General features: G+C 41.8%; 20 protein-coding genes. 5 read left to right on the forward strand and 15 right to left on the reverse strand.

All coding sequences use genetic code 11. From position 1 onward, the window contains the following. Position 1 precedes the first annotated feature (1 nt). The 8 genes from F973_RS11230 to F973_RS11265 form a co-directional block, all read right to left on the reverse strand. The gene (locus tag F973_RS11230; RefSeq protein WP_228127467.1) at positions 2-1,960 is read right to left on the reverse strand and encodes a M3 family metallopeptidase; all 1,959 of its coding nucleotides are present in this window, start codon (positions 1,958-1,960) and stop codon (positions 2-4) included. A gap of 316 nt (positions 1,961-2,276) precedes the next feature. Further along, positions 2,277-4,094, reverse strand: coding sequence for an ABC transporter substrate-binding protein (locus tag F973_RS11235; protein ID WP_004761849.1), 1,818 nt, complete (start codon positions 4,092-4,094; stop codon positions 2,277-2,279). Between the two features lie 11 nt (positions 4,095-4,105). Next, positions 4,106-5,851, reverse strand: a complete 1,746-nt coding sequence (locus F973_RS11240; protein ID WP_416201898.1) for an ABC transporter substrate-binding protein — start codon at positions 5,849-5,851, stop codon at positions 4,106-4,108. A 234-nt stretch (positions 5,852-6,085) separates the two neighbouring features. Further along, positions 6,086-6,727, reverse strand: a complete 642-nt coding sequence (bioD, locus tag F973_RS11245) for a dethiobiotin synthase (protein ID WP_004761853.1) — start codon at positions 6,725-6,727, stop codon at positions 6,086-6,088. After that, positions 6,724-7,476 (reverse strand): malonyl-ACP O-methyltransferase BioC, encoded by a 753-nt coding sequence (gene bioC, locus F973_RS11250; RefSeq protein WP_004682887.1) that lies wholly within the window; start codon positions 7,474-7,476, stop codon positions 6,724-6,726. The genes bioD and bioC overlap by 4 nt, the downstream gene beginning before the upstream one ends. Further along, on the reverse strand, positions 7,473-8,627 hold the full coding sequence (locus F973_RS11255) for an 8-amino-7-oxononanoate synthase (protein WP_004761855.1): 1,155 nt from the start codon (positions 8,625-8,627) through the stop codon (positions 7,473-7,475). Before F973_RS11255 ends, bioC begins: the two co-directional genes overlap by 4 nt. Next, positions 8,614-9,909: an adenosylmethionine--8-amino-7-oxononanoate transaminase gene (gene bioA / locus F973_RS11260; protein ID WP_004761857.1), complete on the reverse strand. Its 1,296-nt coding sequence runs from the start codon at positions 9,907-9,909 to the stop codon at positions 8,614-8,616. The genes F973_RS11255 and bioA overlap by 14 nt, the downstream gene beginning before the upstream one ends. Before the next feature lie 303 nt (positions 9,910-10,212). Then, positions 10,213-10,941: an alpha/beta hydrolase family protein gene (locus F973_RS11265; protein ID WP_004761859.1), complete on the reverse strand. Its 729-nt coding sequence runs from the start codon at positions 10,939-10,941 to the stop codon at positions 10,213-10,215. A 120-nt stretch (positions 10,942-11,061) separates the two neighbouring features. Here F973_RS11265 and F973_RS11270 point away from each other — a divergent pair, with 120 nt between their 5' ends. Then, positions 11,062-11,640 carry a peroxiredoxin gene (locus tag F973_RS11270; protein WP_004761860.1) on the forward strand — a complete coding sequence of 193 codons (579 nt, stop codon included), beginning with the start codon at positions 11,062-11,064 and terminating at the stop codon, positions 11,638-11,640. A 52-nt stretch (positions 11,641-11,692) separates the two neighbouring features. Here the strand turns inward: F973_RS11270 and ftn are convergent, their stop codons facing one another. Continuing rightward, positions 11,693-12,157 (reverse strand): heteropolymeric bacterioferritin subunit Ftn, encoded by a 465-nt coding sequence (gene ftn, locus F973_RS11275; protein WP_004663600.1) that lies wholly within the window; start codon positions 12,155-12,157, stop codon positions 11,693-11,695. A gap of 352 nt (positions 12,158-12,509) precedes the next feature. Between ftn and F973_RS11280 the strand changes: the two genes are divergently transcribed. After that, positions 12,510-13,565: an SDR family oxidoreductase gene (locus tag F973_RS11280; protein ID WP_004682893.1), complete on the forward strand. Its 1,056-nt coding sequence runs from the start codon at positions 12,510-12,512 to the stop codon at positions 13,563-13,565. Positions 13,566-13,626: 61 nt separating this feature from the next. Here F973_RS11280 and F973_RS11285 read toward each other — a convergent pair whose 3' ends face one another. From F973_RS11285 to F973_RS11305, 5 genes are all read right to left on the reverse strand, one after another. Next, on the reverse strand, positions 13,627-14,145 hold the full coding sequence (locus F973_RS11285; RefSeq protein ID WP_004761862.1) for a DUF6155 family protein: 519 nt from the start codon (positions 14,143-14,145) through the stop codon (positions 13,627-13,629). Beyond that, on the reverse strand, positions 14,142-16,175 hold the full coding sequence (gene ligA, locus F973_RS11290) for an NAD-dependent DNA ligase LigA (RefSeq protein ID WP_004761863.1): 2,034 nt from the start codon (positions 16,173-16,175) through the stop codon (positions 14,142-14,144). The genes F973_RS11285 and ligA overlap by 4 nt, the downstream gene beginning before the upstream one ends. Before the next feature lie 70 nt (positions 16,176-16,245). Then, a complete protein-coding gene (locus F973_RS11295) occupies positions 16,246-17,238 on the reverse strand; it encodes a cell division protein ZipA C-terminal FtsZ-binding domain-containing protein (RefSeq protein WP_004682897.1) in 993 nt (330 codons plus the stop codon). Position 17,239: 1 nt separating this feature from the next. Further along, on the reverse strand, positions 17,240-20,689 hold the full coding sequence (gene smc / locus F973_RS11300) for a chromosome segregation protein SMC (RefSeq protein ID WP_004761864.1): 3,450 nt from the start codon (positions 20,687-20,689) through the stop codon (positions 17,240-17,242). Between the two features lie 24 nt (positions 20,690-20,713). Further along, positions 20,714-21,409, reverse strand: a complete 696-nt coding sequence (locus F973_RS11305; protein WP_004675034.1) for a GntR family transcriptional regulator — start codon at positions 21,407-21,409, stop codon at positions 20,714-20,716. Positions 21,410-21,754: 345 nt separating this feature from the next. Here F973_RS11305 and F973_RS11310 point away from each other — a divergent pair, with 345 nt between their 5' ends. Both F973_RS11310 and F973_RS11315 read left to right on the forward strand, forming a co-directional pair. Continuing rightward, positions 21,755-22,732, forward strand: a complete 978-nt coding sequence (locus tag F973_RS11310; RefSeq protein ID WP_004761866.1) for a hypothetical protein — start codon at positions 21,755-21,757, stop codon at positions 22,730-22,732. Between the two features lie 14 nt (positions 22,733-22,746). Beyond that, entirely contained in the window at positions 22,747-23,289 is a 543-nt protein-coding gene (locus F973_RS11315) for a GTP-binding protein (RefSeq protein ID WP_004761867.1), read from the forward strand. 5 nt (positions 23,290-23,294) lie between these two features. Here the strand turns inward: F973_RS11315 and F973_RS11320 are convergent, their stop codons facing one another. Continuing rightward, on the reverse strand, positions 23,295-24,095 hold the full coding sequence (locus F973_RS11320; RefSeq protein ID WP_004761868.1) for a sulfite exporter TauE/SafE family protein: 801 nt from the start codon (positions 24,093-24,095) through the stop codon (positions 23,295-23,297). A 6-nt stretch (positions 24,096-24,101) separates the two neighbouring features. Here F973_RS11320 and F973_RS11325 point away from each other — a divergent pair, with 6 nt between their 5' ends. After that, positions 24,102-24,878, forward strand: coding sequence for a biotin--[acetyl-CoA-carboxylase] ligase (locus F973_RS11325; protein WP_004761869.1), 777 nt, complete (start codon positions 24,102-24,104; stop codon positions 24,876-24,878). Positions 24,879-24,882 lie beyond the last annotated feature (4 nt).

Genomic DNA, 24,882 nt, shown 5'->3' on the forward strand with positions numbered 1-24,882 from the left:
CTTATTTGACGCGTTGTCCTGTAATCTCATTCAGAAATGCCTTGTTGCCAGGCGCCCTACCCAGAAAATCTTTCACCAATTCAGCCGCTTTTTTCTGGCTGCCTTGTGACAAAACCGTTTGACGATAACGTTGCCCAATTTCTGGATTATTCAGGTTATCCCCAAAGGCAGATAACATATCCAGTGCCAACACTTCCGACCACATATAACCGTAGTAGCCCGCCTGATAGCCCATTAAATGCCCGAACTGCCCTGGGAACTGAGTATTTTCCACATAGCCCAATGCGGTTGCTGACTCCATTTTTTTCCAGACATCCAATGGTTGCAGCTGGCGAGGGTCTTTGTCATGCAATGCCATATCATATTGCGCATACAGGGTTTGGCGAGCATAACGTGCGCCACGTCCATAATTATGTACCGCATTTAAACGTTCAATCAGCGCATCATCAATACGTGGACAGGCTGGATCACAATAGTCCGCGACTTTAGACAAGGTTTCCTTACGTCTCGCCCATTCTTCATACATCTGCGATGGTGCTTCAACAAAGTCACGCTCTACCGAAGTACCTGACTGTCCCACATAACGGGTATCGGACAAAATGCCATGCAAGGCATGTCCAAACTCATGTACAAAGGTTTCCAGCTCATTGCTGTTTAAACCTTTGCGATTAAAATTGGTCACTAAAACCGAAATTGGTTTACGCCCTGTTAAGCTGCTGCCGCCATACACGCCCCATACCGCAGCATGCCCATATTTACCCTCACGCGGGAATTTATCCATATACAAACCGCCAAGCAGTTGTCCTGTTTTCTGGTCGGTCACATCGTAATATTCAACTTCATCCTGCCATGTATCCACTTTGGCAGGCTTAAACTCAATGCCATACAGATTTGAGGAAATCGCAAACAACCATTTCTGTGCAGCTAAAGTTGGGAAATAATCACGCAATTTTTCCTGATCAATCTGGTATTTGTCCTTACGTAATTTCTCTGTCCAATAACCCACGTTCCAGCGTGTAATCTCTGCCTGTTCTAAAGGAATATTTAGAGTTTTTGCCTTAAATTCCCTTAATTCCTGCATTTCCTTTTGCTCAAGTGGCGTCACAATCTGGTAAATATTATTCAGGAAATCATTCACTGTTTTTGGATTTTTCGCCATGCGTTTTTTTAAGGCGAGATCGGCATAGCTTGGCTCACCGAATAACTGTGCCTGTTCATAACGGAGGTCAATAATCTGTTTGAGCAAGTCCAGATTCTTTGCTGTACCCCGTCGAGTAAAAGCAGTCTGGTAGCGTTTACGTGCTGCATCACTCTCAGAAAGTTCCATAAACGGCTGATAGGCAGGATAATCAAATCCCAGCAAATAGTTACCCTTATCATTTTTCTTGGCATTGGCAAGATAGCTTTCTGGCAAGCCTTTTAACTCATCTGGGGTAAATTCCAGTTTTTCAGGATTATCATTGATATTACGGGTAAATTGCTGTGAAAGTTGGGTTTGCAGGTTACGGATTTCCTTTAAGCGTATTCTTTTTGCAGGCGGTAATTGCACGCCCGTATTTTCAAAGTCAGTTAAAATATCCTGACGGTATTTCACATCAATTGGATCAGTCGCCTTGCTGTTTTTAATGCGTTGATAGAGTTTTGGATTCTGATATAAATCGGTCTGTAGCTGTTCCATTTTCACAATACAGTCATCTGCCGCCTGACGAAACTTTTCATCAGGATAGACATTACGATATAAGCTGATCGGATTAGTCAAGTCCTCAAACATCGCCATAAAGGCATCCCATTCTGCTAAAACAGGTGCGGCATTGGACTCCGCTTTGACTGGTTTTTTTTCGAGTTCAGTGATTTGTTGCTGGAGTTTTTGAATACTGGCATCACACCATTGCGGTTGATCAGCGAGTTTTAAAATAGGTAAGGTAGCGCGTGCTGGTTCTGCCCATACCGTTTGATTCATCCCACAAAGACCAATAAAGCATAGCCCCAAGTTCGTTAATGTCTTTTTTGCCACACGCTTTTCTCCAGTTCATTTCCATACTCAATTTTCAAAATCTAAACTTAAGTCAGTATAAGTCGTTTTATATTTATCACATCGGTGTCGTGCCGAGTTCTCATCCAATTTCATCATTAGCCTGCCGCAGGCCTTACTTTTCAGGGATGAAAAGTAAACAAAAATCCTTTGTTAGGCTGATGCTACATCCCTGATAGCACAGCCCAACGGGCGGCATCCACGCCGCCTCCACGATAGCAAAACCAATTCGAGACCAATGTTTTTACTTTTTCTTCCTTTCCTCAATATCAATATACATCCATTCCGCAGGCAAAATCGGATGCTTTTTATAGCCAATCACACGGGGCTGAATCAGAACATTACGATAACGACTGGAAATCATTTGTACAGGCGAATAAAACTCTAATAACCGTGCCATCTTCCGATAAAGCTGATCTCGTTCAGACCCATCTGACAATTTTAATGTTTGCTCATATAAACGGTCATACTCAGCTAACTTAAAACAGGAATTATTGGTGGCATTGACATTTTTGCCATAAAACAACTGCATAAAATTATCACCATCAGGATAATCCGCAATCCATGCAGAACCCTTAAACATGGTTTTACATTGCTTTTCTGCTTTTAAACCCTCAGCAAAGGGCACAGGTTTGGACACCATATTCACTTTAATACTGGCTAAATCTTTCTTTAATAATTCAGCCATTTGCATACTTCGTGCGCTATTACTGGATGGCATAAACTCTATCAGCAAGGGTTTACCATTCGGTAAACTACGCCAGCCATCCGTGCCAATTTTATAATGATACCGATCCAGCAATAAATTGGCCGCTTTCACCGAATACGGCACACTGCCCTTATAATCGGGATCATGCCCTGCCACGCCGTAAGGAATCGGGAACTGTAAACGCTTGGCATCCCCTTTCATTAAAATCTGAATATCTTTTTCAGGTGAATGTGCCATGGCCATCGCACGGCGTAAGGCAATTTTTTCCTTACTCAATCCACCGACCATAGGGTTTTGCATATTCCAGTATAAATAATCAATCGAGGGATCAGAAATTCGGGAAAGCTGAATACCCTTTTGCTCAAATTCAGCTTTTAACTTACTATCTTTGAGTGCCTGAGCAGGCAAATCTCCTGTTAAGGTCAATAAATCCAGTCCATCTTTCTGAAACGACAACCACCCCGACTGTGCTTCCTCAATCACCTGAATATCCACCACACCAATCTGTGGCATTTTCTTGCCTTGCATTTGCTGGACAATTTTCTGATCGTCTGGATTGCTGGCCTTAAAATCCCAGACAAAGCCACGATAGTCAGGATTGGCTTTTAAAATAATCCGTGAAGCAGGTGTCCAGCGGGACAATAAATAAGGCCCTGTGCCAATCGGATGCCCCATGACAAAACCAGCCTTGTCCCGATAATGTTCAATCACTTCACGGGCGACTGCACCTGTTGGCTGGTGTGCCAGCAACATCGGGAAATTATGGTTTGGTTCAGTTAGGCGAATCACCAGCGTATAACGATCAGGCGTTTGCAAGCCTGCAATCGGCTGATCGTAATTAAACTTCCCCGTTTTATTCGCTTGCTGGATGGCACTGTCCATTCCTGCGATGCGTCCCTCAAATAACCAGCTACTGGGTGAATGCAGTTGCGGATCAAGCAACCGCTTAAAGGAATAAGCATAATCTGCTGCGGTGAGTTCTCGTGGTTTCCCCTTAAACACAGGGTCTGGAGAAAAATAAATCCCTTTTTTAAGACGGATAGTATAGGTCAAGCCATCCGCACTGACTTCTGGCAAGGCAGCCGCAGCATTGGGAACCAGCTTGGCGGGTGAAGCCAGATAATCATAGGTATATAAGGTATCGAAAATGGAATACAGTACATGCGCTGAATACAAATCCTGAACTGCGGCAGGATCAAAACCTGTTTCCGCCACAGGAAAGGCATAGCGCAGCACCTTGTTTGGATTGGCTGGACTTTTTGCCATTGTGCCATTGCTTATGCCAATCGAGATTGTGCCAAGCAAGACCGCCATCCCATACTGCTGCAATGAAATTTTAAAATTCTGCTTCATACGTGTTCACATTATTTCTTTTGTGTTGGAACAATATCCAGATATTGCCAATTGGTACTCATAATCGGATGTGCCTTAAAGCCCTGAATTTCAGGCTGAATGACCCAGTTACGGTTACGGGTATCCTGTAGCACCCACGGATTGTCCGCTTCAATTTGTCGGCTCATTTTTTCATAAAACGGCATACGTTGATCAGGCGGTAATTTCATTGCATTTTTATACAGCGCATCATAGGCTACGGATTGATAACAGGATAAATTGCCTCGACCAACATTCGCCCCATAAAGCAGTTGAGCAAAATTTTCTCCCTCTGGATAATCGGCGTGCCACGCACCGCCCCACATCATATATTGACATTGAAAAGCAGCCTTGAGGTTGTCAGCAAAATTACTGACCTTAAAATCTGCCCGAATCCCAATCGCATCCAGCCCCTTTTTCCAAAGTTCTGAATACATCACAGAAGACGAACTACTTTCAGTATTAATTTTAAGGATTAAAGGCTTGCCATTTGGGAACGTGCGATAACCATCTGCCGCCTTTTTATAGCCAAAATGATCCAGCAACTTATTTGCCAAGACAGGGTTATAGCCAATACTACTGCGATAATCTGGATTATGACCATTGACGCCAGCAGGCACCAGCATTTCGACCTTAACCGCCTGCCCCTTACGCAGAATACGAATATATTCATTCATATTCAATGACATGGCAATCGCTCGTCTTAACGCAATTTTATCCAGACTACTGCCACCGACCACAGGATCACGCATATTAAACATGGTGTAGGTGACTTCTGCTTCCTTATTGGCATACAGGCGAATGCCCTTTTTCTGCATCTCCGCATTCAGTTGATTGTTTTGATCTAAAGCTTTGGCAATAGCATTAGCCGTTAAGCTATCAAAATCAAGTTGTTTGGACTGAAATGCCAGCCAGCGTGATTGTTCTTCTTCAATAATACTGACCGTCACTTTGCCAATTTGTGGCATGTGTTTACCACTCATTTGCTTGACCAGTTGATTATCCCAAGCCGTGCCTGTGGATTTAAAATTCCAGATAAAACCACGATAATCAGGATTAGCGACCAGCTCGATTTTACTGCGCGGTACATATTTACCCAGCATATAAGGCCCTGTGCCAACAGGGTGCATCCCGATACGATCTTTATAGTATTCAACCACTTCCCGAGGCGTTGCGCCAAAGGTGCTATAGGCAAGAATATAGGGGAAATTATAATCAGGCTGGGTCAGGGTAAATTGAATGGTATATTTGTCGAGGGCTTTTACTCCCTCAATCGGTGCATCGTAATCAAATTTTCCTGTCTTGTTGGCTTGCTCCACCAGTGCATTTGCACCAAGCAATTTATTGTCAATAAAGGAAAAAGATGGCGCATGATTTTTTGGGTCAAGAATACGCTTGACCGCATAGACATAATCCTCAGCGACCAGTTCCCGTCGCTTGCCTTTAAATGCAGGATCATCGGTAAAGTAGATGCCTGACTTGATTTTAAAGGTGTAGACTTGCCCATTTTTTTTGATCACTGGCAAGCTCTGAGCTGTTGCAGGCACTAGCTTGACTGGATTTGCCAAGTAATCATATTGAAGCAATCTTTCAAAAATTACATCAGCAATATTACCACTATAAAAATTGGAGGTTTTCACCATATCAAAACCATCATCAGGTGCAGGAAACGCCACCCGCAGTACCTTGTCGGCTTGGGCAGGACTCTTTGCATGGCTGACTGGCATCCCTGTAATCATGACCGCAATTAAGGCGGCTTTAAAAAATTGAGGCTTCAATATAATGCTCATATCCTGATTTTTAATCCATATCCAGCTTTTCGCCAGTATTCAGGTGTATTGATGAATTTGCTTTTATGGACTCCATCATTCTATATTTTTACAAAAGAATCAATGAATTAATATTTTCAACATTTGATTAAAATAGAATGTTGTTTTATCAAAATAAGTTGTTATTTTATTTCATTGTCAGAATTAAAACTTTTGCAGCTCAATCCATTCTGCTTCTGGAAAATGCTTTGCCAAATAAGCTTTTAAATAATCAGCGGTATCTTTCGAAATAAGCGGATCTTTCGACTCATCCTTTAAGTTATATACCAAAGCATGCAAACTCAAACCACGATGTTTTAAAGCTTCCAGACTCAATAAAGTATGATTAATACTACCCAAACGTCCAGAAGTGACCAGAATCACAGGAAATTGATGTTCAGCAATATAATCAATAGTCAACAACTCTGTGGTTAAAGGCACCATCAAACCGCCCGCACCCTCTAACAATACTACATCAAAACGCTGAGCAAGCTCTTTAGTTGCAGCTTCGATCTTGGCAAAATCTAACTCACGCCCATCCAAACGTGTAGCTAAATGTGGCGAGGCAGGATAGCTAAAAATTTCAGGCATGGTCAATTTTTCATGATCTTCCTGAAACCAGCCACTACCCATAATTTCACGATGCTTTTCAATATCTTCTGAACTATCTACATTCCCAGTTTGTACTAACTTCTGGGTAATAACACGTTGCCCTTGTTCTGTCCACAGTTTGGCGAGATAACCAGTGGCATAAGTTTTCCCAATTTCTGTATCAATACCGCTGACAAAATAAATTGCTGCACTCATGCTATTCTCCGTGCAATCACATAAATCGGATGATAAGTCAGACGGAAACCTTGCTCATCATGAAACTGTTGATAATCTGAATAAAACTGCTGTAACGATTGCTTGGTCCAGCGATGCGATTTTGCTGTTGCAGTCACCCCCGTCGCTTTTAAATGCTGCAATACAGATTTTGGATGATCAAAATATAGATGTTTTTGCTCTTCTTCTATAAACACAATCTCAAAGCCACTTTCTTCAAGTTTCTGTTTCAGTACTTCACTGGAATAATAATTTAAGCCTTGCCCAGTCAGCTTTTTGATTTCAATTAAATTATTTTCACCAAATGTAGAGAAACCCAAATAGCCTTTCGGTTTTAAAGCATCATGAATTCGGTGCAATAACTTAGGTAGATCAGTCATCCATTGTAATGCTGAACTAGAAATCACTGCATCTAAGGACTGTGGTAAAGTCAGCTGTTCAATATCTCCGATCAACCAAGCTATATTTTGAATCGTTGAAAAATGCTGTTCAACATCAGCATATAAATCATTTAAGAATAGCTGTTCAAACTGAAAATGAGTCTGAAATAAATGCGTTAGATTGCCTGAACCACAGCCAATCTCAAGCACAGAGGCTAAGTTCTGCGGACAATACACTTTAAGATATTCAAATAACTGTGCACTAATCTGTTTCTGTACCACAGCATGTTCGACATAGCTTTGCCCTGCTTTGGCAAAACGTTGGGCAACCAGTGCTTTATCGATGCTCACAAACACTCCACTAGTTGTTGCAGTTCATTTTTTTGCACCAAAGCGGTGAGTGAGATACGAAGACGTGAGCTATTTTGTGGCACCGTTGGTGGGCGTACTGGCATGGCATAAAAGCCTTGTTGTTGTACATAGCGTGCTTTTTCAATGGCCGCTTGGCTTTCACCCAAGATAATTGGAATGATATGACTGCTGGATGGACTGGAGAAACCCTTTGCAATCACCGCTTGCTGTAAATATTGACTGATCTCAGCCAAGTGCTGACGCTGTTGCTGCATGTTCAGCACTTTATTAAAAATAAAATCTGACCATGCCATCGAGATTGGAGGCAAAGCAGTACTAAAAATCAGTGGGCGCATTTTATTGATTAGATAATCACGCATGATTGAATCACAAATGATATAGCCGCCCACAGAAGCAATTGCCTTACCAAAGGTTCCAACCAAGAAATCAATCTGATCCAATACGCCATATTGTTCAGCACAGCCCAGACCTTGCCCCCCCCTGACACCGATCGCATGTGCTTCATCAACATACAACATGGTTTTAGCAAATCGCTGCTTTAACTGCGCCAATGCTGCTAGATCAGTCTCATCACCATCCATACTAAAGATACTTTCAGTCACCACAATAATGCTTTCAATTTGCTCATCTTGATGATACTTTTGCAATAATTGTTCCAGATGCTGCAAATCATTATGACGATAACGCACATATTGAGCATTCGATAATCGAATGCCATCAATCATACTGGCATGAACCAGTTTATCCGCCAGAATCACGGTTTTGCTATCACACAAGGCTGGCAAAATACCGATATTCATGTGGTAACCGCTATTGAAAAGTAAAGCTGCACGACCAAAAACTTTGCTTAGGCTATTTTCAAATTGCTCGTACTCTGCAAAATTACCCGTGAGCAAGCGTGACGAAGATGAACTAAAGAGCGCCCGTTCAATTTTCAGCGTATCAAGAAATTCTTCTCTTAAATGCAAATCAGTTGCCAAACCTAAATAATCATTGGATGCCAGATTCAACATGCTTCGATCTTGGATCGTAATCCATTTTCCCTGCTGTTGATTTGCAGTAAATTGACGAAAATTACCTTGCTGTTTAAGCTGGTCAAGCTGCTCGGCATAATGATCAAGCAAGGACATTGCTATGCGCTCCTTGCGTATTTTTTACCACTTCACTCATCTGTGCTAATAAATAATGGAGTTCCTCATCTGTGATCACATACGGCGGCATCACATAGACCAATTTTCCAAATGGTCGCACCCAAATACCCCGTTCAACGAACTGTTGCTGCAAGGTTTTCATATCAACATTAGAGATTAATTCAACTACGCCAATCGCACCTAATACACGTACATCTGCAACATGATCAAGTTCTACTAAATCACTTAATTGCTCAACAAGGATCTTTTCAATACGTTGAATATTGCTCTGCCAATCTTGCTCAACCAATAATTGGGTACTTCTTAAAGCAACAGCACAAGCCAATGGATTCGCCATAAAGGTTGGGCCATGCATAAATACGCCTGCTTCGCCACGACTAATGGTTTCAGCCACTTGTTTAGTCGTTAATGTTGCAGACAAAGTCATATAACCACCTGTTAAGCCTTTACCAATACACATGATGTCTGGCTCAACTTGCGCATGTTCCCAAGCAAACATTTTACCTGTACGTCCAAAACCTGTCGCAATCTCATCAAAGATCAGCAATAAATTGTATTGCTTACATAAAGCTTTGGCCTGACGTAAATATTCAGGATGATAAAAACGCATCCCACCTGCACCCTGAACAATTGGCTCGATAATCAATGCGGCAATACTCTGATGATGCTGTTCGATCTGCTGTTTGAGCTCTTGAATATCTTGTGGATCCCATTCACCATCGAAGCGACTTTGTGGCGCGGGTACAAAGATTCGATTCGGTAAACTGCTACCAAAAATTTGATGCATCCCCGTGACAGGATCACACACAGACATCGCATTCCAAGTATCACCATGATAGCCAGAACGTGTAGTAATAAAATTGGTTTTCTCAGGTTGATTCAATGCAGCCCAATACTGCACTGCCATTTTTAAAGCGACTTCAACAGACACCGAACCTGAGTCAGCATAGAAAATTTTATCTAAATTCGGTGGCGTGATTTTTAATAATAATTTGCCTAATTCAATTGCAGGTTGGTGGGTCAGACCGCCAAACATGATATGCGCCATGTTTTGCAATTGGTCAGCAACTGCTTTGTTTAATTCTGGATGGTTGTAACCATGAATCGCACACCACCATGACGACATACCATCAACCAAAGTTCGACCATCTTCTAATTCAATTGTTGCACCGTAAGCACGTTTGACTTTAAAGCTTGGTAGTGGATTTAACATCGAAGTATAGGGATGCCATATATGTTCTAAATCAAATGGGTCTGTCATCCTTTATTTACTCCTCATCCTAAGCCAACTAAATTCATGGCAATGTCTACGATCATGGGGGCGGCATGGATGCCGCCTGTTAAGCTGTGGTACAAGGATGTACCATCAGCTTAACAAATGCCTTTCTTGCGAAGCTTCGCTTCTCATTTGGGCGAAACCAAAGTAAGTCTAGCTGAAAGCTTATCCAGAAATTAAATTAAAACTCAGCACGACTCCGCCCTAACAAATATAAAATCTGTAGACATCATCTTAAACTTGTCAAAATCTAAAATACATTGCGATAACTTTCATTCCACCGCAAGATTAAACAATCGGCTGAATAAAATCTTCAATTATCTGCACAGTCTGCTCCACCATAAAACATGGAAAACCATGAGAAGCACTTTCAACAGAAATAACAGATAAATTCTTTGCAGCCAAATCTTTAATTTTTCGCACAACTTGGTAAGGAACTAAAGCATCATATTCCGCAAACACATGTAACTGCCTACCTTGATAATTTTTATACATCTCAACCAGATTTAATTGCTCTAGCAACTTTAAACCTTGTCTAAGCAATGCAATCGGTTGTGGACGAATCAATCTCTGCATGGCTAAAAAGTCTTTTTTTGCTGAACTTGTACCTTGACAGACCAATAAGCCAAAACGTTTTAAGGTGGTAATCGCATCCTGTTCAAATGATTGTTTAAATTGCATAAAGCTTTCAACAGGCATGGCAGTCATCCAATCTGCTTGAGCCACAAAACATGGATTCGATGCTAAAGTGATTAAAGCTTTCTGCTCATTGTATTGTTGCTGGATTTGATTCACTAATATCGTTGCCAGTTGACCACCCAGTGACCATCCCACAATCATATCAAACTTGACTGCCCGCTCAACGTGCTGTTGTAAGACTTCATCATCGAGGGCATTAAAGATATTAAGCCGCTCAACGCTATGTCCGTTTTGTTCTAAAGCCTCATGTAAAGGTTTTAATAATTCGGCACCACCGCCCCATCCAGTAATGAGTAGAATCTTTTTAGACAAATGCATCCCTTTACACTGATCAACTACTTTGTATAAAACATCGCATAGATTGGTTATTTTTTCTAGCTGACACGATTCAATTTGCTAAAATATGCGCTATTATTCCAACGATACTTTGAGATCACAATGATGAATACGATAACGTCCAAAGTTCTTATTTTATGCAGTTCTCTTGTTTTGCTCAGTACACCAAGCCTAACCACAGCACAAAGCACATTATTCTCCAAACAAGATACCGCTCAAAAGCAATGGGTGGGACAATCCGCGCCTGATTTCAAGTTGCAAGACCAGAAAGGTCAATGGCATACCCTCAGCCAATACAAAGGCAAATGGGTTGTGCTATATTTCTACCCAAAAGATAACACCGCTGGATGTACTCAAGAAGCGAATCAATTTAAATCACTTTATCCTCAATTCTTAAAGTCGAATGCAGTCGTTTTGGGTGTGAGCTTGGATGATATTGCATCACATCAGAAATTTTCACAAAAGCTCGGTTTACCTTTCCCAATTTTGGCAGATGAAAAAGGCGAACTTGCTGGAAAATTTGGCATTGTTAGAAACTTCGGGGTTACAAAAATTGCTAAACGTGAGAGTTTCTTGATTAATCCTCAAGGTGCAATTATGTATCACTACACGAGTGTGAATACGCAAACGCATGCTGATCAAGTATTAAAAGATTTAAAAGAAGCACAATCTAAAAAATAATTCATAAATAAAAAACTCAGCATCTGCTGAGTTTTTTATTTATTCGTAAATCTTAAATTTGCGATTGAATATAATTTTGCAAACCAATTAATTCAATTAAACGCAATTGTTTTTCTAACCAATAGGTATGATCTTCTTCTGTGTCCGAAAGCTGCTGACGCAACATATCACGACTGATGTAATCACCTTTATCTTCACAAAGCTTAATGCCTGTCGCTAGTTTTTCACGCACATGGTATTCAAGTGCTAAATCAGCTTTTAAACAACTTACGACATCTGTACCCACATTGATGTCTTCACGATTCATATTAGGTTGAGCACCCAAAAATAAAACACGGCGAATGATTGAATCAGCATGTGAAGCTTCTTCTTGCATTTCATGGTCAATACGCTCGTAAATCTTGCTCAAGCCCCAATCTTCATACATACGGGAATGGATTAAATATTGATCACGAGCAGCCAATTCACCGCCAATGAGCATATTTAAATAGTCGATGACTTCTGGATTGCCACGCATAATACTTACTCCTATCGAATGACAACATTATGGTCAATTTACACAATAATTGCAAAACCAAAAGTGTGTAAGTTTATGATTTTTATAAAATTAAAATGAGAAACATACGCATTTACAGTTTTAATTCGCCCAATTTATCTAATTAAAATAAGCCTTTGCACATTGGGCATAGCTTCACAACTCAATGAATTTAATCAAAATCCTTTATTTAGTTTTTTGTAACGGTTAGCAATGCTTCTTATTCCACTGCAATTTTGATCAAAAAACATTAAAAAATGACTGCTCGGCTGTTGTTTGTTTACACAAAATTCGGTAAATAACATCAATCACAAAAACACAATGCGGAAATAAAATGGATAAAAGTAAACCAATCTTGGTCACGGGTGCTACGGGTTATATTGCGGGCTGGATTATTGAACGACTGTTGAATCAGGGTTACAACGTACATGCTACGGTTCGAGATCCATCTAAGAAAAATAAAATTCAGCACCTGTATGATCTAGCAGATAAATCATCAGGACAAATTCAGTTTTTTAAAGCCGATTTACTTGAATCTGGTTCTTTTGATGAAGCCATGCAAGGCTGTGAAATCGTGATCCATACCGCCTCGCCTTTTGTTGTGACTAACTATAAGGATGCAGTAAAAGATATCATTGAGCCTGCGGTAAAAGGAACAGAAAATGTACTGGACAGTGTCAATCGCACTGAATCAGTCAAACGTGTGGTGCTGACCTCAAGTATTGCCTCAACTTATGGCGATGCGGTGGAGATTCAAAATACCGCGAATAATGAGTTTGATGAAAGCCACTGGAACAATACCAGCAGTGAAACCCATCAACCATACCCCTACTCGAAAGTTGCTGCAGAACGTAAAGCCTGGGAAATGGCAGAGCAACAAAATCGCTGGAGTCTTGTCTGTATCAACCCTGCACTGGTGATGGGACCATCACTCACTGATGCAAGTCAGTCTGGCAGTATTGAAGTACTACAACAGTTTGGCAATGGTACCACTCTGTTTGGTGTACCACCAATGTGGAACGGCATTGTTGATGTTCGTGACGTTGCCGATGCACATGTTGCTGCGGCACTCAATCCTAAAGCACAAGGTCGCTATATCATTTGTGGTGGCACATTAAGCCTACTAGAAATGGGCCAAGCATTAACGAAAAAGTTTGGCTACAGATATCCTTTCCCACATTTTACTGTGCCTAAGACAGCATTTTCTTTAGTTGCACCCATATTTGGGCATTCCCGTCAATTTGTAAAACTGAATATGGGTTATCCAATCTACTTTAATTCACAACGTAGTGTGAATGAGCTAGGTATTCAATATCACGATATTCGTGAAAGTGTATGTGAACATTTCCAGCAATTGCTTGATGATGGGATTGTGAAAAAATATATTTAACAATAAAAAGCCTATTCAACCACATCGGTTTGAATAGGCTTTTTTCTTATACTTTCAAGTATTAATCATCAAAATAATCACTATAAATTTCACATAGTCCATCATGAAACCCCCAGCCAATATTATCTGTATCGTGACAAATTTTTGCTGCTCTTTGTTGAAATTGACTTTCTACATTGAGCTGCTTCATCCATTTCATTGCCTGAGCAAACATTGACTCCATGCTATTATAAAATGGCTCATTGATATCACCATACATGTTGGTAAATTTTACTCCAATTTCAACATAATAGATTGCAAGATCAACTAGATGTATATTTAATCCATTGAGTTTTTTAAAGTCCATAACCGCTTTTCGTGCGACAGATAACCTTGCATCGCCAAATCCATGTTTGGGCAAAAATTCATCCTGAATTATTTTTTTATATTTAGAGAGTACGTCATTTGCCCCCTCTGCACTTATCTGTGAATCATAAAAATCTCTGACTACTGAAAACTGTTGATATAGTTTAACAATTTCTTGAAGCAATTCTTTTTCAGGTTTTGTGACCAGATGGGTTTTCAATGCTTTAATACTCATTCAACACCTCCGTACTGCGCCAAGAAATCCAGAAACTCTTGTTCATTCATTACCCGAATGTCCAGTTTCTGCGCTTTATCCAACTTGCTTCCTGCTTTTTCACCAGCCACCACACATTTGGTTTTACTGGAAACACTACCACTGACGCGTGCACCCAAAGCTTGTAACTTTTGTGTCGCCTCATCACGCCCCATACTTTCCAGTGTACCTGTCACTACCCAGCTTTCACCATTCAATGGTTGACGTGTTGGAGCTGTCGGTGCATCCCAATGAATTCCTGCTGCCAATAAACGATCGAGTACTTCAATGTTATGTGGTGCTTGGAAAAAGTCAGCAATCCATTCTGCTGTAATATCACCGACATCAGGCGTTTTCTTAAGTGCTTCAACATCGGCAGCTTTCAACGCATCCAAAGTTTGGAAAGTATTGGCTAACATGCGTGCTGTAGTTTCACCTACACCACGAATACCTAAGCCATAAATAAAACGTGCCAAGGTAGTTTTCTTGCTCGCTTCGATGGCATCAATCAAGTTCTGAACGGATTTTTCACCCATTTTCTCGATGGTCAATAAGGTGTCACGATGTTCATGTAAATGGTAAATATCAGCCACATCTTTAAGTAAATCGAGATGCAGAAGTGACTCTACCCAACGATCACCCAAGCCCTCAATATCCAAGGCTTTACGCGAAACAAAGTGACGAATGGCTTCAATCCGTTGTGCTGCACAATACAGGCCACCTGAACAACGTGCCAAGGCCTCACCTTCTGGCATCACTACAGGTGATTCACAGACTGGACAATTCGTCGGGAGATGGACGATCTCCGTATCGGCAGGTCGGAACTCAACCCAAACTTTCTCAACTTTTGGAATCACATCGCCAGTACGGTAGACACTAACGGTATCGCCAATACGCACATCTAAACGATGGATTTCACCAATATTGTGTAAGGTTACATTAGATACCGTTACACCACCAACAAAGACAGGTGTTAAACGCGCGACAGGAGTAAGCGTACCAGTACGTCCCACTTGCCAGTCAATATTTTCGACTTTGGTCAGTGCCGCTTGTGCGGGGAATTTATAAGCGATTGCCCAGCGTGGTTCACGACTTAAAAAGCCCAATTGTTGTTGCTGTTTAAGACTGTCGACCTTAATCACCATACCATCAATTTCAACTTTAAGATCTGGACGTTCTTGTTGGATTTGTTCATAGCGTTGCTGTACCTCCTCAATCGAGGCACAGAGAAATTGACGTTCTGCGATTTCAAAACCAAATCGGGTTAACCAGTGCAGGCTGTCGTGCATGGTTTCCAGACCATGATTGGGCTGACATTGCGCAATACCATAAGCATAGAACGCCAATGGACGTGAAGCTGCGATATTTGGATCGAGTTGGCGCAAACTTCCTGCTGCTGCATTCCGTGGATTGGCAAAGGTCTTATCGCCTTTGGCTTCCTGATCTGCATTGAGTTTTTCAAAGCCTTGCTTTGGCATCAATACTTCACCACGAACTTCCAGAAGCTCTGGAATGGCTTGATGCTGACTTGATAATACTTTCGGCAAATTTCGAATGGTTTTAACATTCTGGGTAATATCCTCGCCTGTCTCACCATCACCACGGGTCACGCCACGAACCAAGACACCATTTTCATACCACAGTGAAATCGCTAAGCCATCGAGTTTAAGTTCAACGTCATACTGGACTTTTTGATTGGGTAAACGTTCATCAATACGACGGGCAAAGGCAAACAGATCTTCCTGATTAAACACATTGCCCAATGACAACATTGGCACTGCATGGGTCACGCTTTCAAATTTTGACAACACTTGACCACCGACTTTATTGGTCGGTGTATCCGCCTGAATGCATTCTGGATGTTGTTGTTCTAAGGCTTTCAGTTGATGAAATAAATGGTCATATTCACTATCAGAAATGCAAGGTTGATCCATTACATAATAAGCATGATTATGTTTTGCAATCAGTTGAATTAACTGACGCATTTGCTCAATAACTGAGTTGTGTTCCATTTAAATTTCACCATATAAAAGGGCGGAAAACCGCCCTATAATCTTTACTGAATTTATTATAAAAGATTGATTAAACCGTTGCTTGATTTGGACGATAATCAATCACATGATGACGCCAATGCTCTTTCAACTGCGGCGTGAATTCAAGATTGTTTTCATCGTAAACTTTACCATCAATCTCACGCGCAATTAAGCCTGCAATGCTGGTCATCATGTCATAGCCTGTCACCGCCTTGCTGTTTGGCAATGCAAGGAAAAATGCCAGACCCTGCACCTGTTCCGCAGACAATGTTTCCAGGTCAAAGCCCGCTGGGCCATTATCTGTGACGCGTAATACGGAGAACATCAATGGGCTTGGCTCATCGGTGTTTTCATAACGATGGAAACATGACATTTCGCCAAAACGCAGGCCATATTTCAGCAATACCTTTAATGCTTTATCACCAGACAAAGCACGACGTGGATTTGGATAAACATTCAAAGCAATAATTTGCTCTGCTGTTGCCAAAGCACTTTCATCATCATAGCGTTGCTGTTCATGCAAATGCACATCCAGAATATTACTTTCGCCATCAAACTCAGCAATCTCAACTGTTTCAATATTTGGGTTTAAGCTGAGCTGTGTTTCAGCTTTCTCATCCTGAGCTTTTTCTGGCGTTGCTAAAAGCGCTTCAACTTCGTCTTGAGACTGCGATTCTAGCACTGTCTCTTGTTTATTTGCATCCGAAGTGAGCTTAACAACTGGCTCAGGTTCAATCACAACATCAGTTTCAGTCGCTTTTACAATATTTTCCGCAGTAGCTATTTCAACTGGCGCTTTTGCTTCAATCGGTGCCGTGTTAAAACTTGGTTCAACACGGTTGGTTGCAGCGGTAACCACATCATTTTGCAAAATCTGATCCCGTACATGACGAGGAATCACAGGTTGCTGACTTTCAGGGTTAACATGAAGATCTGCTTCTAGTGAAAGCTCAACTGGTTTTGGTTTTCTTAAAATCATGATCAAACCAACGAGCATAATCACAACGGCGACAACAATGCCTATTATTGTATTCATTTCCATACTAGGACTCCGCAACTAACCCGTATTCTTTTGCCTGTTCTAAATCCACAGTCACTAATTTTGATGTGCCTGGCTCTGGCATGGTCACTCCAAGTAAATCAGTTGCCATTGTCATTGCCAATTTATTATGTGTAATGTAAATGAATTGCACTTGTTCAGAAAGCTCTTTTACCAAATTACAATACCGCTGTACGTTGGCGTCATCCAGTGGTGCATCAACTTCATCCAATACACAGAAAGGCGCAGGGTTCAGCCTAAAGATAGCAAACACCAACGCCAATGCCGTTAGGGCCTTTTCACCACCTGACAATAATGCCAGAGAACTGTTACGTTTACCTGGCGGACGTGCCATTAATTTCACACCCGACTGCCAGTCATCCTCAAGGCTGAGGGTCGCCTCACCGCCATTAAACACTTTTGGAAACAAAAGTTGCAGCTCTTGATTGACCTGATCAAAGGTGGTCATAAACAACTTACGGGTTTGCTGATCAATACTTTTCATCGCATCTTTGAGCTGATCAACCGTATTTCGCAGATCTTGCATCTGATGGTTCAACTCATCAAAACGTTGCGACACTTCTTCGTATTCTTGTGAAGCTGCCAAATTCACAGCACCGATTTTCTCAAATTGTTGCTGGGCTTTTTCAAGTTTTTGCTGATGATCTTTCATTTCTATCGTCAGATCAGATAAAGCTTCCGCATTGAGTTCTTTCAGCTGTTCCAGATAATGTTCACGATCTGATTTTGCTGCCTGCCAAGCCAAGCGCTTTTGTTCCAACTGCTCACGTACCTGCTCATCTTTTTGCTGTGCTTGATGGCGTTGTTCAGTCAGTTGCTGCTGCTTTTCCTGTACCTGATTGAGTTCCAGCTGCCATTCATTCCAGGTTTTTTGCAGTTTTTCGGTTTGTTGAAATTGCGCCTTAAACTGTGATTCAAGATCTGGCAATTCCAGTTGAATTGGGTCAACAAATTTCTTGGCCTGCTCAATTTGTTCGATGATTTGACGATACTGCGTTTTCAGGAATGAGATATCTTTTTCCAATAACTCAATTTGCTGATTGGCTTGAGAGGTCTGACGGCGCAGATTTTCACGTTGCTGCTGCTGTTGGGTCAGCTGTTGTTGTTGCTCATCCAATTGTTCATTGAGATTTTCGACCTGAAACTGTAAAGTTTTATAGTTGGGTAACACTGCTTCCAATTTAATTGCTAAAGCATGCAGGTCAATTTCCAGATCATCCCGCTGCATGGCATCTTCTTCAAGCTGCACATCCAGTTGTTTCAGTTGATCGGCCAATTGCTGCTGTTGTAATACAAATGCCTGTGCAGTACTTTGCAGTTTGGCAATTTGCACATCGAGTTGTTGTAATTCTTTTTGCTTTTGTTTTTGGCTTTGTTGCTGTTGCTGTAAATGTTGTTGATGTTGCTGCAAAGTTTGTTGTTGAAAAGAAAATTGGTTTTCTAACTCAAGTAATTGTGGCTGTATTTCTGCAAGTTGTTGTTCGATTTCCTCTAAGCGCACTTGATGACTGAGCATCCCTTGTGCAGTCTGGCTCTCTTCATCGTAGTGCAACGCAATAACCCAGTCCGCACCGACATGATAACCATCCAGCGTTAAAATCGATTGTGCTTGCTGGAGATGCACTTGATATCGCAATGCTGTGGCTAAATCTTCTGCCACAGCTACATTTGTCCATAAAGAAGATTGTGGCGCCTCGATCCACTCACTCAAACAAGTAAGCTCTACAATTTGAACAGGCTGCTGTTGTGATGACTTTAACTGTCGTGCGATACCTTCTTGGAAGGCTTGCCCATTCCCAATCAACTGTGCTTGTAACCATTTGGCTAAGAACTTCTCAATAATGCATGCATGCACTTTAGCTTGAGCAGTTAAACGCAAGTTTTGCATTAATCGAACGATATCTTGGTTCTGTTTGGGACTCTGCTTTGCCACCAATTGATTCAGGTTCTTTTGTTCAGCCAATAACACCTGAATCTCTGTTTTTAAACTCTGTGCATCAGTCTTGTTTAAATGTTGCTGATCCTCCTGGCTTTGTAGATTTTGCTGTAGCTGTTCAATCGCTGTTTCCAGTTCAACAATCTCTCGTTGCAACTGCTGCTGTAACTGTTCCAGTTGCGCTTGCTCATCATCCTGAACCTGAGCACGAATCTGGCCGCTTTGCTTTTGTAAGGTCTGCTTTTGCTGTTCAATCCGCAGTACATTTTTGCTTAGTTGCTCAATCTGTGCCGCCATTTGCAGCTTTTGTTGTTGCTGCTTTTCAACTTGGGTTTTAAGTTGTTCAAATTGCTGTTGTGCCTGCTTTTGCTGTGCCTGAACATCGGTAAAATTTTGCTCGGCGGCTTGGGTCTGCCGTTCCAGCTCAAGCAATTGCTCATTTTGCTCATCAAACTGCGTGGTTAAGGTTTCAACCTGCAACTCGGATAACTGCAAACGCTCCTTGGTTTGTAGTTTTTGCTGTTCAAGCTGAATCAAACTACTACTATTTTGTTGAAATAAGCTTTGCTTTTGCTCCAAAGTCATTTTCAATTCAGCCAGTTTTTTCTCTGCCTGTTGCCATTCATGCTGCAAAGGTGATGATTGCTGAATCAAACGCTGGAATAAAGCACTTGTGGCTTCAAGATCATGTTCAATCGTATGTGACTCTGAACGAACCAACTTAAATTGTTCACCTAACGTGGTCATTTCAACTGTATATTCTTGTTGTAGCTTTTGACTTTGATTGGCTTGGAACGAAAGGATTTCGATTTTTAAGATTCGGATTTGGCTTTCTAAAGTTTTGTATTGAATTGCTGCTTCAGACTGACGCTTCAAGGTTCTGAGCTGCGATTTCAGCTCTGCCGCTATATCCTCCAAACGAGCTAAGTTTTGCTCAGTATGTTCTAAATGCTGCAAAGTCTCACGACGACGTGCCTGATAACGGGAAACCCCAGCGGCTTCTTCAATAAATATCCGCATTTCTTCTGGTTTAGCATCAACCAGACGGTTAATCATGCCCTGCTCAATCACCGCATAAGAACGTGGCCCTAAACCTGTACCCAGAAAAATATCGGTAATATCACGGCGGCGGCAGCGTGTGCCATTGAGGAAATATTCAGACTTACCTTCACGCGTAACCTGACGACGCACCGCAAGCTCGTTGTAGGCATTATAAGCGCCACCCAACTTGCCATAGGTATTGTCAAAACGAAGCTCTACACTGGCAAGACCGACAGGTTTACGCTTGGATGTTCCTGTAAAAATCACATCCTGCATGCTACCACCACGCAACTGACGTGCATTAGATTCGCCCATCACCCAGCGAATGGCATCAATCACATTCGATTTTCCGCAACCGTTTGGGCCAACGACCGCAGTACGGTTGGCCTTAAAATTTAAAGTGGTACTATCGGCAAAAGATTTAAAGCCTGAAAGTTTTAAACTGCTTAAACGCATAACGCCGTGTTTTGACCTAAAAAATTAGCGGCGTGAGCGTCTTGCCCAAGCCAATTCAATCTGTTTCATACGTGTCAGAGATTCCAACACAAGGTTGCGCAAGTGTCGACAAAAATCTTCCATAAATAAAGCGGCTTGTTGTGATTTTCGGATCAAAATAGCATCAATCACCAGCTTAAACAGGGTAAACGATTCCTGTAGCTCACGGCGAGAGGTGTTTAAGGTTAAAAAATAGCTACGGCGTAACGATGGCAACAGTTCCTTGTAGAACTGCATCATGTAGGGATTCGCCACCATCTCATGCTGTTCAGCCAGATATTTAAAGATAGCATCATAAAACTTCTCAATATCCCCAGCACGGACAAACTCCATCAGTTGGTCTAACAAGGCCTGTAGCTGTTCTGCCTCATTGACCCGCCAGGTCTCACTAATCCGCTGCACAATATGGCCCAACACCATCACATTGGTGTCAAACAGTGCCTTGACCTGCTGGGCCGACATTTCAGAGACAATTGCGCCACGGCGTGGAAAAATTTCAATTAAATAGGTACGTTCCAGCAACAACAATGCTTCACGGACAGAGCCACGGCTGACATCCAACTCTTTCGCAATGCGCAGCTCCTGAATACGTTCGCCTTCAACCAGCTCGCCGCTAATAATTTGTTCACTAATGTATTTTGCAATCTGTTCAGAAAGACTATCAGCCTCTTCGAGATTCATGAGCCCCTCGCTATCTTTGTTATACGCATTGTTCAATGCTGTTTGCGCTTTTTTGTTTTAACTGATCTCGCTGTATAAATTCTACATCATTGTCTAACAATTTTATTGCTTTTTAAGCCAATCTTTCTAAAAAAACCTGATTTGATCCCAAATATACAGATAAAACCTATCTTTTCTATTTTTATATCAGCCATTTATCTGCTTTTTTGCCAGACAACCATATATCTGAAAGTTAAAATTCTAACGATTTTTTATTGATATAAGTCACATAAAATAATATTTTTATTAAACTAAAAAATTTTTTTATTTTACTGAAGTGTTCAGTAATTCTATATGAGTAGCATCATGGGTGTTCATCAGGCCGTCAATATCGCAATTTTTGGGTTAAGTATCAGGACATTGAATGAATTAAAAGAACAGATTCAGACAGCGGTTCCCAATCATGTCAAGGTGAACTGGAGCAACATTGCAGAACCACAGCTTGATATCTTAATGATCAATCATATCTTTTCCGATTCACCCAACATTAAAAGCCTGATTAAAAACAGCAATATCAATGTGCTTCAGATTGCCAACGATGTCGATAAAAATAGTTCCATTGAAAATGATACCCTCTATCTTCCACTTAACCATATCAACTCACTACATCACTGGTTAAGCCATTATTTCAATGAACGTTCACAACCAACTCCAGAGACGACAGAAGCACCAGCCACCCCACCTGTAGGCCAGACCTTTCACCGCAGACAGATCAGGGAAGTTCTACAGGAAATCCAGAATCCGAGAAATGGAAAAATTCAGTTATTTGATAATAATGGCTTATTGGCCATTGCCGACCCACGTGGTGAATGGCTATGGCAAAACCCTGAATTCACCACAACACAAAGCGATCCAAGCCTGAACTATACCTATGCAACTCAGAAAGATCAGCATTGGATCACAGAGACACCACAACAAGATTTAAAACAATGGTTGTGGAATTTACTTTGGGCATCAAAAGATTTTAATGAACTTTGCCCCCCCTCTGCATCAAGTTTCTATTTAGAAATTTGGCCACAGCCAAAAAACAGGATTGATCGTCAGGACATTTTGCGAATGTCAGCCTGTTTTGCCCAAGGTGCAAAGATTGAGACCGTTGCAGCCCAACTAAATCTTTCTGAACAAAAGGTAAGACATTTCGTTGCTGCCTGTTTGGGTACAAATTTCGGAAAACTCATCAAGGATCGGGAAGCAAAATATAGCCCTCAAATCCAGAAAAATGAGACTGAACAACATTTTATGCAAAAGCTGTTTGGCCGCTTGCGTAACCGTTTAGGCTTTTGATTAGGGACAAACTTATGATTTTACATCAATATAAAATTGTCTTTGGCGGAACCATGGGTTCAGGGAAGTCGACCGCCATCCAAACGTTATCAGAAATTGAGGTGCTGAGCACCGAGGCATTGAATACCGATACCGAATCCCATGAAAAGCTACTCACCACGGTGGGCATTGATTATGGTGAGCTGACACTGGAAGATGGAATCAAGGTCGGTTTATACGGCACGCCAGGACAGGACCGTTTTGATTTTATCTGGGCGGTGATTTGTAAGGGTGCGATTGGAACCATTGTCATGATTGACCACACCGCAGAAAATCCACTAATTGACCTAGAGCAGTATGTGCAGGCATTCCAGCCTTTTGGCAACAATATTGTGATTGCCGTTACCCATATTGACCGTAAGCCAGAACGCACCCTGTCCATCTATCGGGATTGGCTGAAAGCGAGAGAACTGAACTACCCACTGTTCTTTGTCGATGCACGGCAACAGGATGATGTATTGCTTCTGGTTGAAACCCTGATTGCAAACGTTGAAGTGCATTATGGACTGGTGAATTAAAGGGCCTACATCAGCCCTTTATAAATGAAATAACAGCCAACCACTACCAGTAAACCTGCAAAGCATTTTTTCAACATTGCGGGAGATAGGCGATGTGCGACTTTGGCACCAAATTTAGCCGTGATAAAACTCATCACGCTGATCCCAAGAAAAGCATAGATATGCACATAGCCAATGGTATTTGGAACATCAATCTGCTCTTTGGCACCAAACCACATAAAGCCTAACGCCCCAGCCACGGCGATTGGGAGGCCACAGGCTGCCGAAGTTGCCACCGCTTTTTGCATCACTACACCATGACGGTTCAGGTAAGGTACGGTTAAACTGCCGCCGCCAATCCCAAAAATGGCAGAAGCCACCCCAATTCCCCCACCTGCAACAAACTGCAAGGGTGGTGATGGCAAATGACGATTTGCATCAACAAGCACATGTGCGCCTCTAAACATCTTATACGCCATCCATACCGCAAAAACACCGATCACTAGTTGCAAATGCTGGCCTGACATAAGATCGGCAATTCCAGCCCCCATAAATGAGCCCAGCACCAATCCTGGCGCCAAATTACGGAACACCTGCCACAACACCGCACCTTTTTTATGATGTGCCATCACTGAGCTGATTGAGGTCACAATAATGGTGGCTAGGGATGTCCCCACGGCAACATGCATAATCACATTCGCGTCATAATTCATTTGAGTAAAGACGATATATAAAATTGGCACAATAATTAGGCCACCACCCACCCCAAACAAACCTGCAGTAAATCCAGCAATTGCGCCAATCAGCAAATATATGATTAACTCCATAAACACATGACCACTCTACTTGTAAAAATGATGGATGATTTCGCAATCTGCCAGTTACAGCAATTACTCAACGCAAAAAATCAGTTTCCCGAAGTGGTTTTATTAAAAACCACCACCACATCGACCAATGATGATATGCGTGAAATTGCACAAAAAGGCATTAGCACAGGATTGGTATGCAGCGCACAGCAGACTCAGGGTCGTGGTCAGCACCAGCGACAATGGGTCTCTCCTGAAGGAAACGTTTATTTAAGCACACTGATTCAAAGCAAGACAGCACTGGATGGTCGCCTCGCTCTTGAAGTTGCATTGAATATTCTACAAATACCAAGCTTGCAAGGCTTAAACCTACAGGTTAAATGGCCAAATGACTTGTATAGCCCCCAAGGCAAATGGGGTGGGATTTTGGTAGAGTCACTCTCCGTGAATCAAGCCATTGTTGGGGTTGGCATCAATCTGAATACGCCACCTGTTGAGAATGCAGACCAGCCCATCACCTCATTGCATAGGCTGGGTTTGCATCAAATCGAGCGTCTGAACTTGATTGCCGAACTGTATACTGCCATCCAGCAGGCAGCACAATGGTTTGAACATGGCAGCTACAATCTGGCTGAACGTTTTAACCATCATGCCATTTGGCTAAATCAGCAGGTGGAATTTGAACATGCCCAAGGCAAGCTTCAGGGACGTTTTCAGGGTATCTCGAATGATGGTGCTGTCATCATTAAAACTGATCAAGCACAGCAGTTTTATCAAGGTCGCCTACGTCTGGCTGAAATTTGAGAAA

The sequence above is a fragment of the Acinetobacter sp. CIP 102129 genome, assembly GCF_000368305.1.
GTDB lineage: Bacteria > Pseudomonadota > Gammaproteobacteria > Pseudomonadales > Moraxellaceae > Acinetobacter > Acinetobacter parvus.

Excerpts from the sequence above, each read along its gene's own strand:
- F973_RS11230 (WP_228127467.1), bottom strand. The coding sequence starts at position 1,960 with ATGAATCAAACGGTATGGGCAGAACCAGCACGCGCTACCTTACCTATT.
- F973_RS11235 (WP_004761849.1), bottom strand. The coding sequence starts at position 4,094 with ATGAAGCAGAATTTTAAAATTTCATTGCAGCAGTATGGGATGGCGGTC.
- F973_RS11240 (WP_416201898.1), bottom strand. The coding sequence starts at position 5,851 with ATGATTACAGGGATGCCAGTCAGCCATGCAAAGAGTCCTGCCCAAGCC.
- bioD (WP_004761853.1), bottom strand. The coding sequence starts at position 6,727 with ATGAGTGCAGCAATTTATTTTGTCAGCGGTATTGATACAGAAATTGGG.
- F973_RS11255 (WP_004761855.1), bottom strand. The coding sequence starts at position 8,627 with ATGTCCTTGCTTGATCATTATGCCGAGCAGCTTGACCAGCTTAAACAG.
- bioA (WP_004761857.1), bottom strand. The coding sequence starts at position 9,909 with ATGACAGACCCATTTGATTTAGAACATATATGGCATCCCTATACTTCG.
- F973_RS11265 (WP_004761859.1), bottom strand. The coding sequence starts at position 10,941 with ATGCATTTGTCTAAAAAGATTCTACTCATTACTGGATGGGGCGGTGGT.
- F973_RS11270 (WP_004761860.1), top strand. The coding sequence starts at position 11,062 with ATGATGAATACGATAACGTCCAAAGTTCTTATTTTATGCAGTTCTCTT.
- ftn (WP_004663600.1), bottom strand. The coding sequence starts at position 12,157 with ATGCGTGGCAATCCAGAAGTCATCGACTATTTAAATATGCTCATTGGC.
- F973_RS11280 (WP_004682893.1), top strand. The coding sequence starts at position 12,510 with ATGGATAAAAGTAAACCAATCTTGGTCACGGGTGCTACGGGTTATATT.
- F973_RS11285 (WP_004761862.1), bottom strand. The coding sequence starts at position 14,145 with ATGAGTATTAAAGCATTGAAAACCCATCTGGTCACAAAACCTGAAAAA.
- ligA (WP_004761863.1), bottom strand. The coding sequence starts at position 16,175 with ATGGAACACAACTCAGTTATTGAGCAAATGCGTCAGTTAATTCAACTG.
- F973_RS11295 (WP_004682897.1), bottom strand. The coding sequence starts at position 17,238 with ATGGAAATGAATACAATAATAGGCATTGTTGTCGCCGTTGTGATTATG.
- smc (WP_004761864.1), bottom strand. The coding sequence starts at position 20,689 with ATGCGTTTAAGCAGTTTAAAACTTTCAGGCTTTAAATCTTTTGCCGAT.
- F973_RS11305 (WP_004675034.1), bottom strand. The coding sequence starts at position 21,409 with ATGAATCTCGAAGAGGCTGATAGTCTTTCTGAACAGATTGCAAAATAC.
- F973_RS11310 (WP_004761866.1), top strand. The coding sequence starts at position 21,755 with ATGGGTGTTCATCAGGCCGTCAATATCGCAATTTTTGGGTTAAGTATC.
- F973_RS11315 (WP_004761867.1), top strand. The coding sequence starts at position 22,747 with ATGATTTTACATCAATATAAAATTGTCTTTGGCGGAACCATGGGTTCA.
- F973_RS11320 (WP_004761868.1), bottom strand. The coding sequence starts at position 24,095 with ATGGAGTTAATCATATATTTGCTGATTGGCGCAATTGCTGGATTTACT.
- F973_RS11325 (WP_004761869.1), top strand. The coding sequence starts at position 24,102 with ATGACCACTCTACTTGTAAAAATGATGGATGATTTCGCAATCTGCCAG.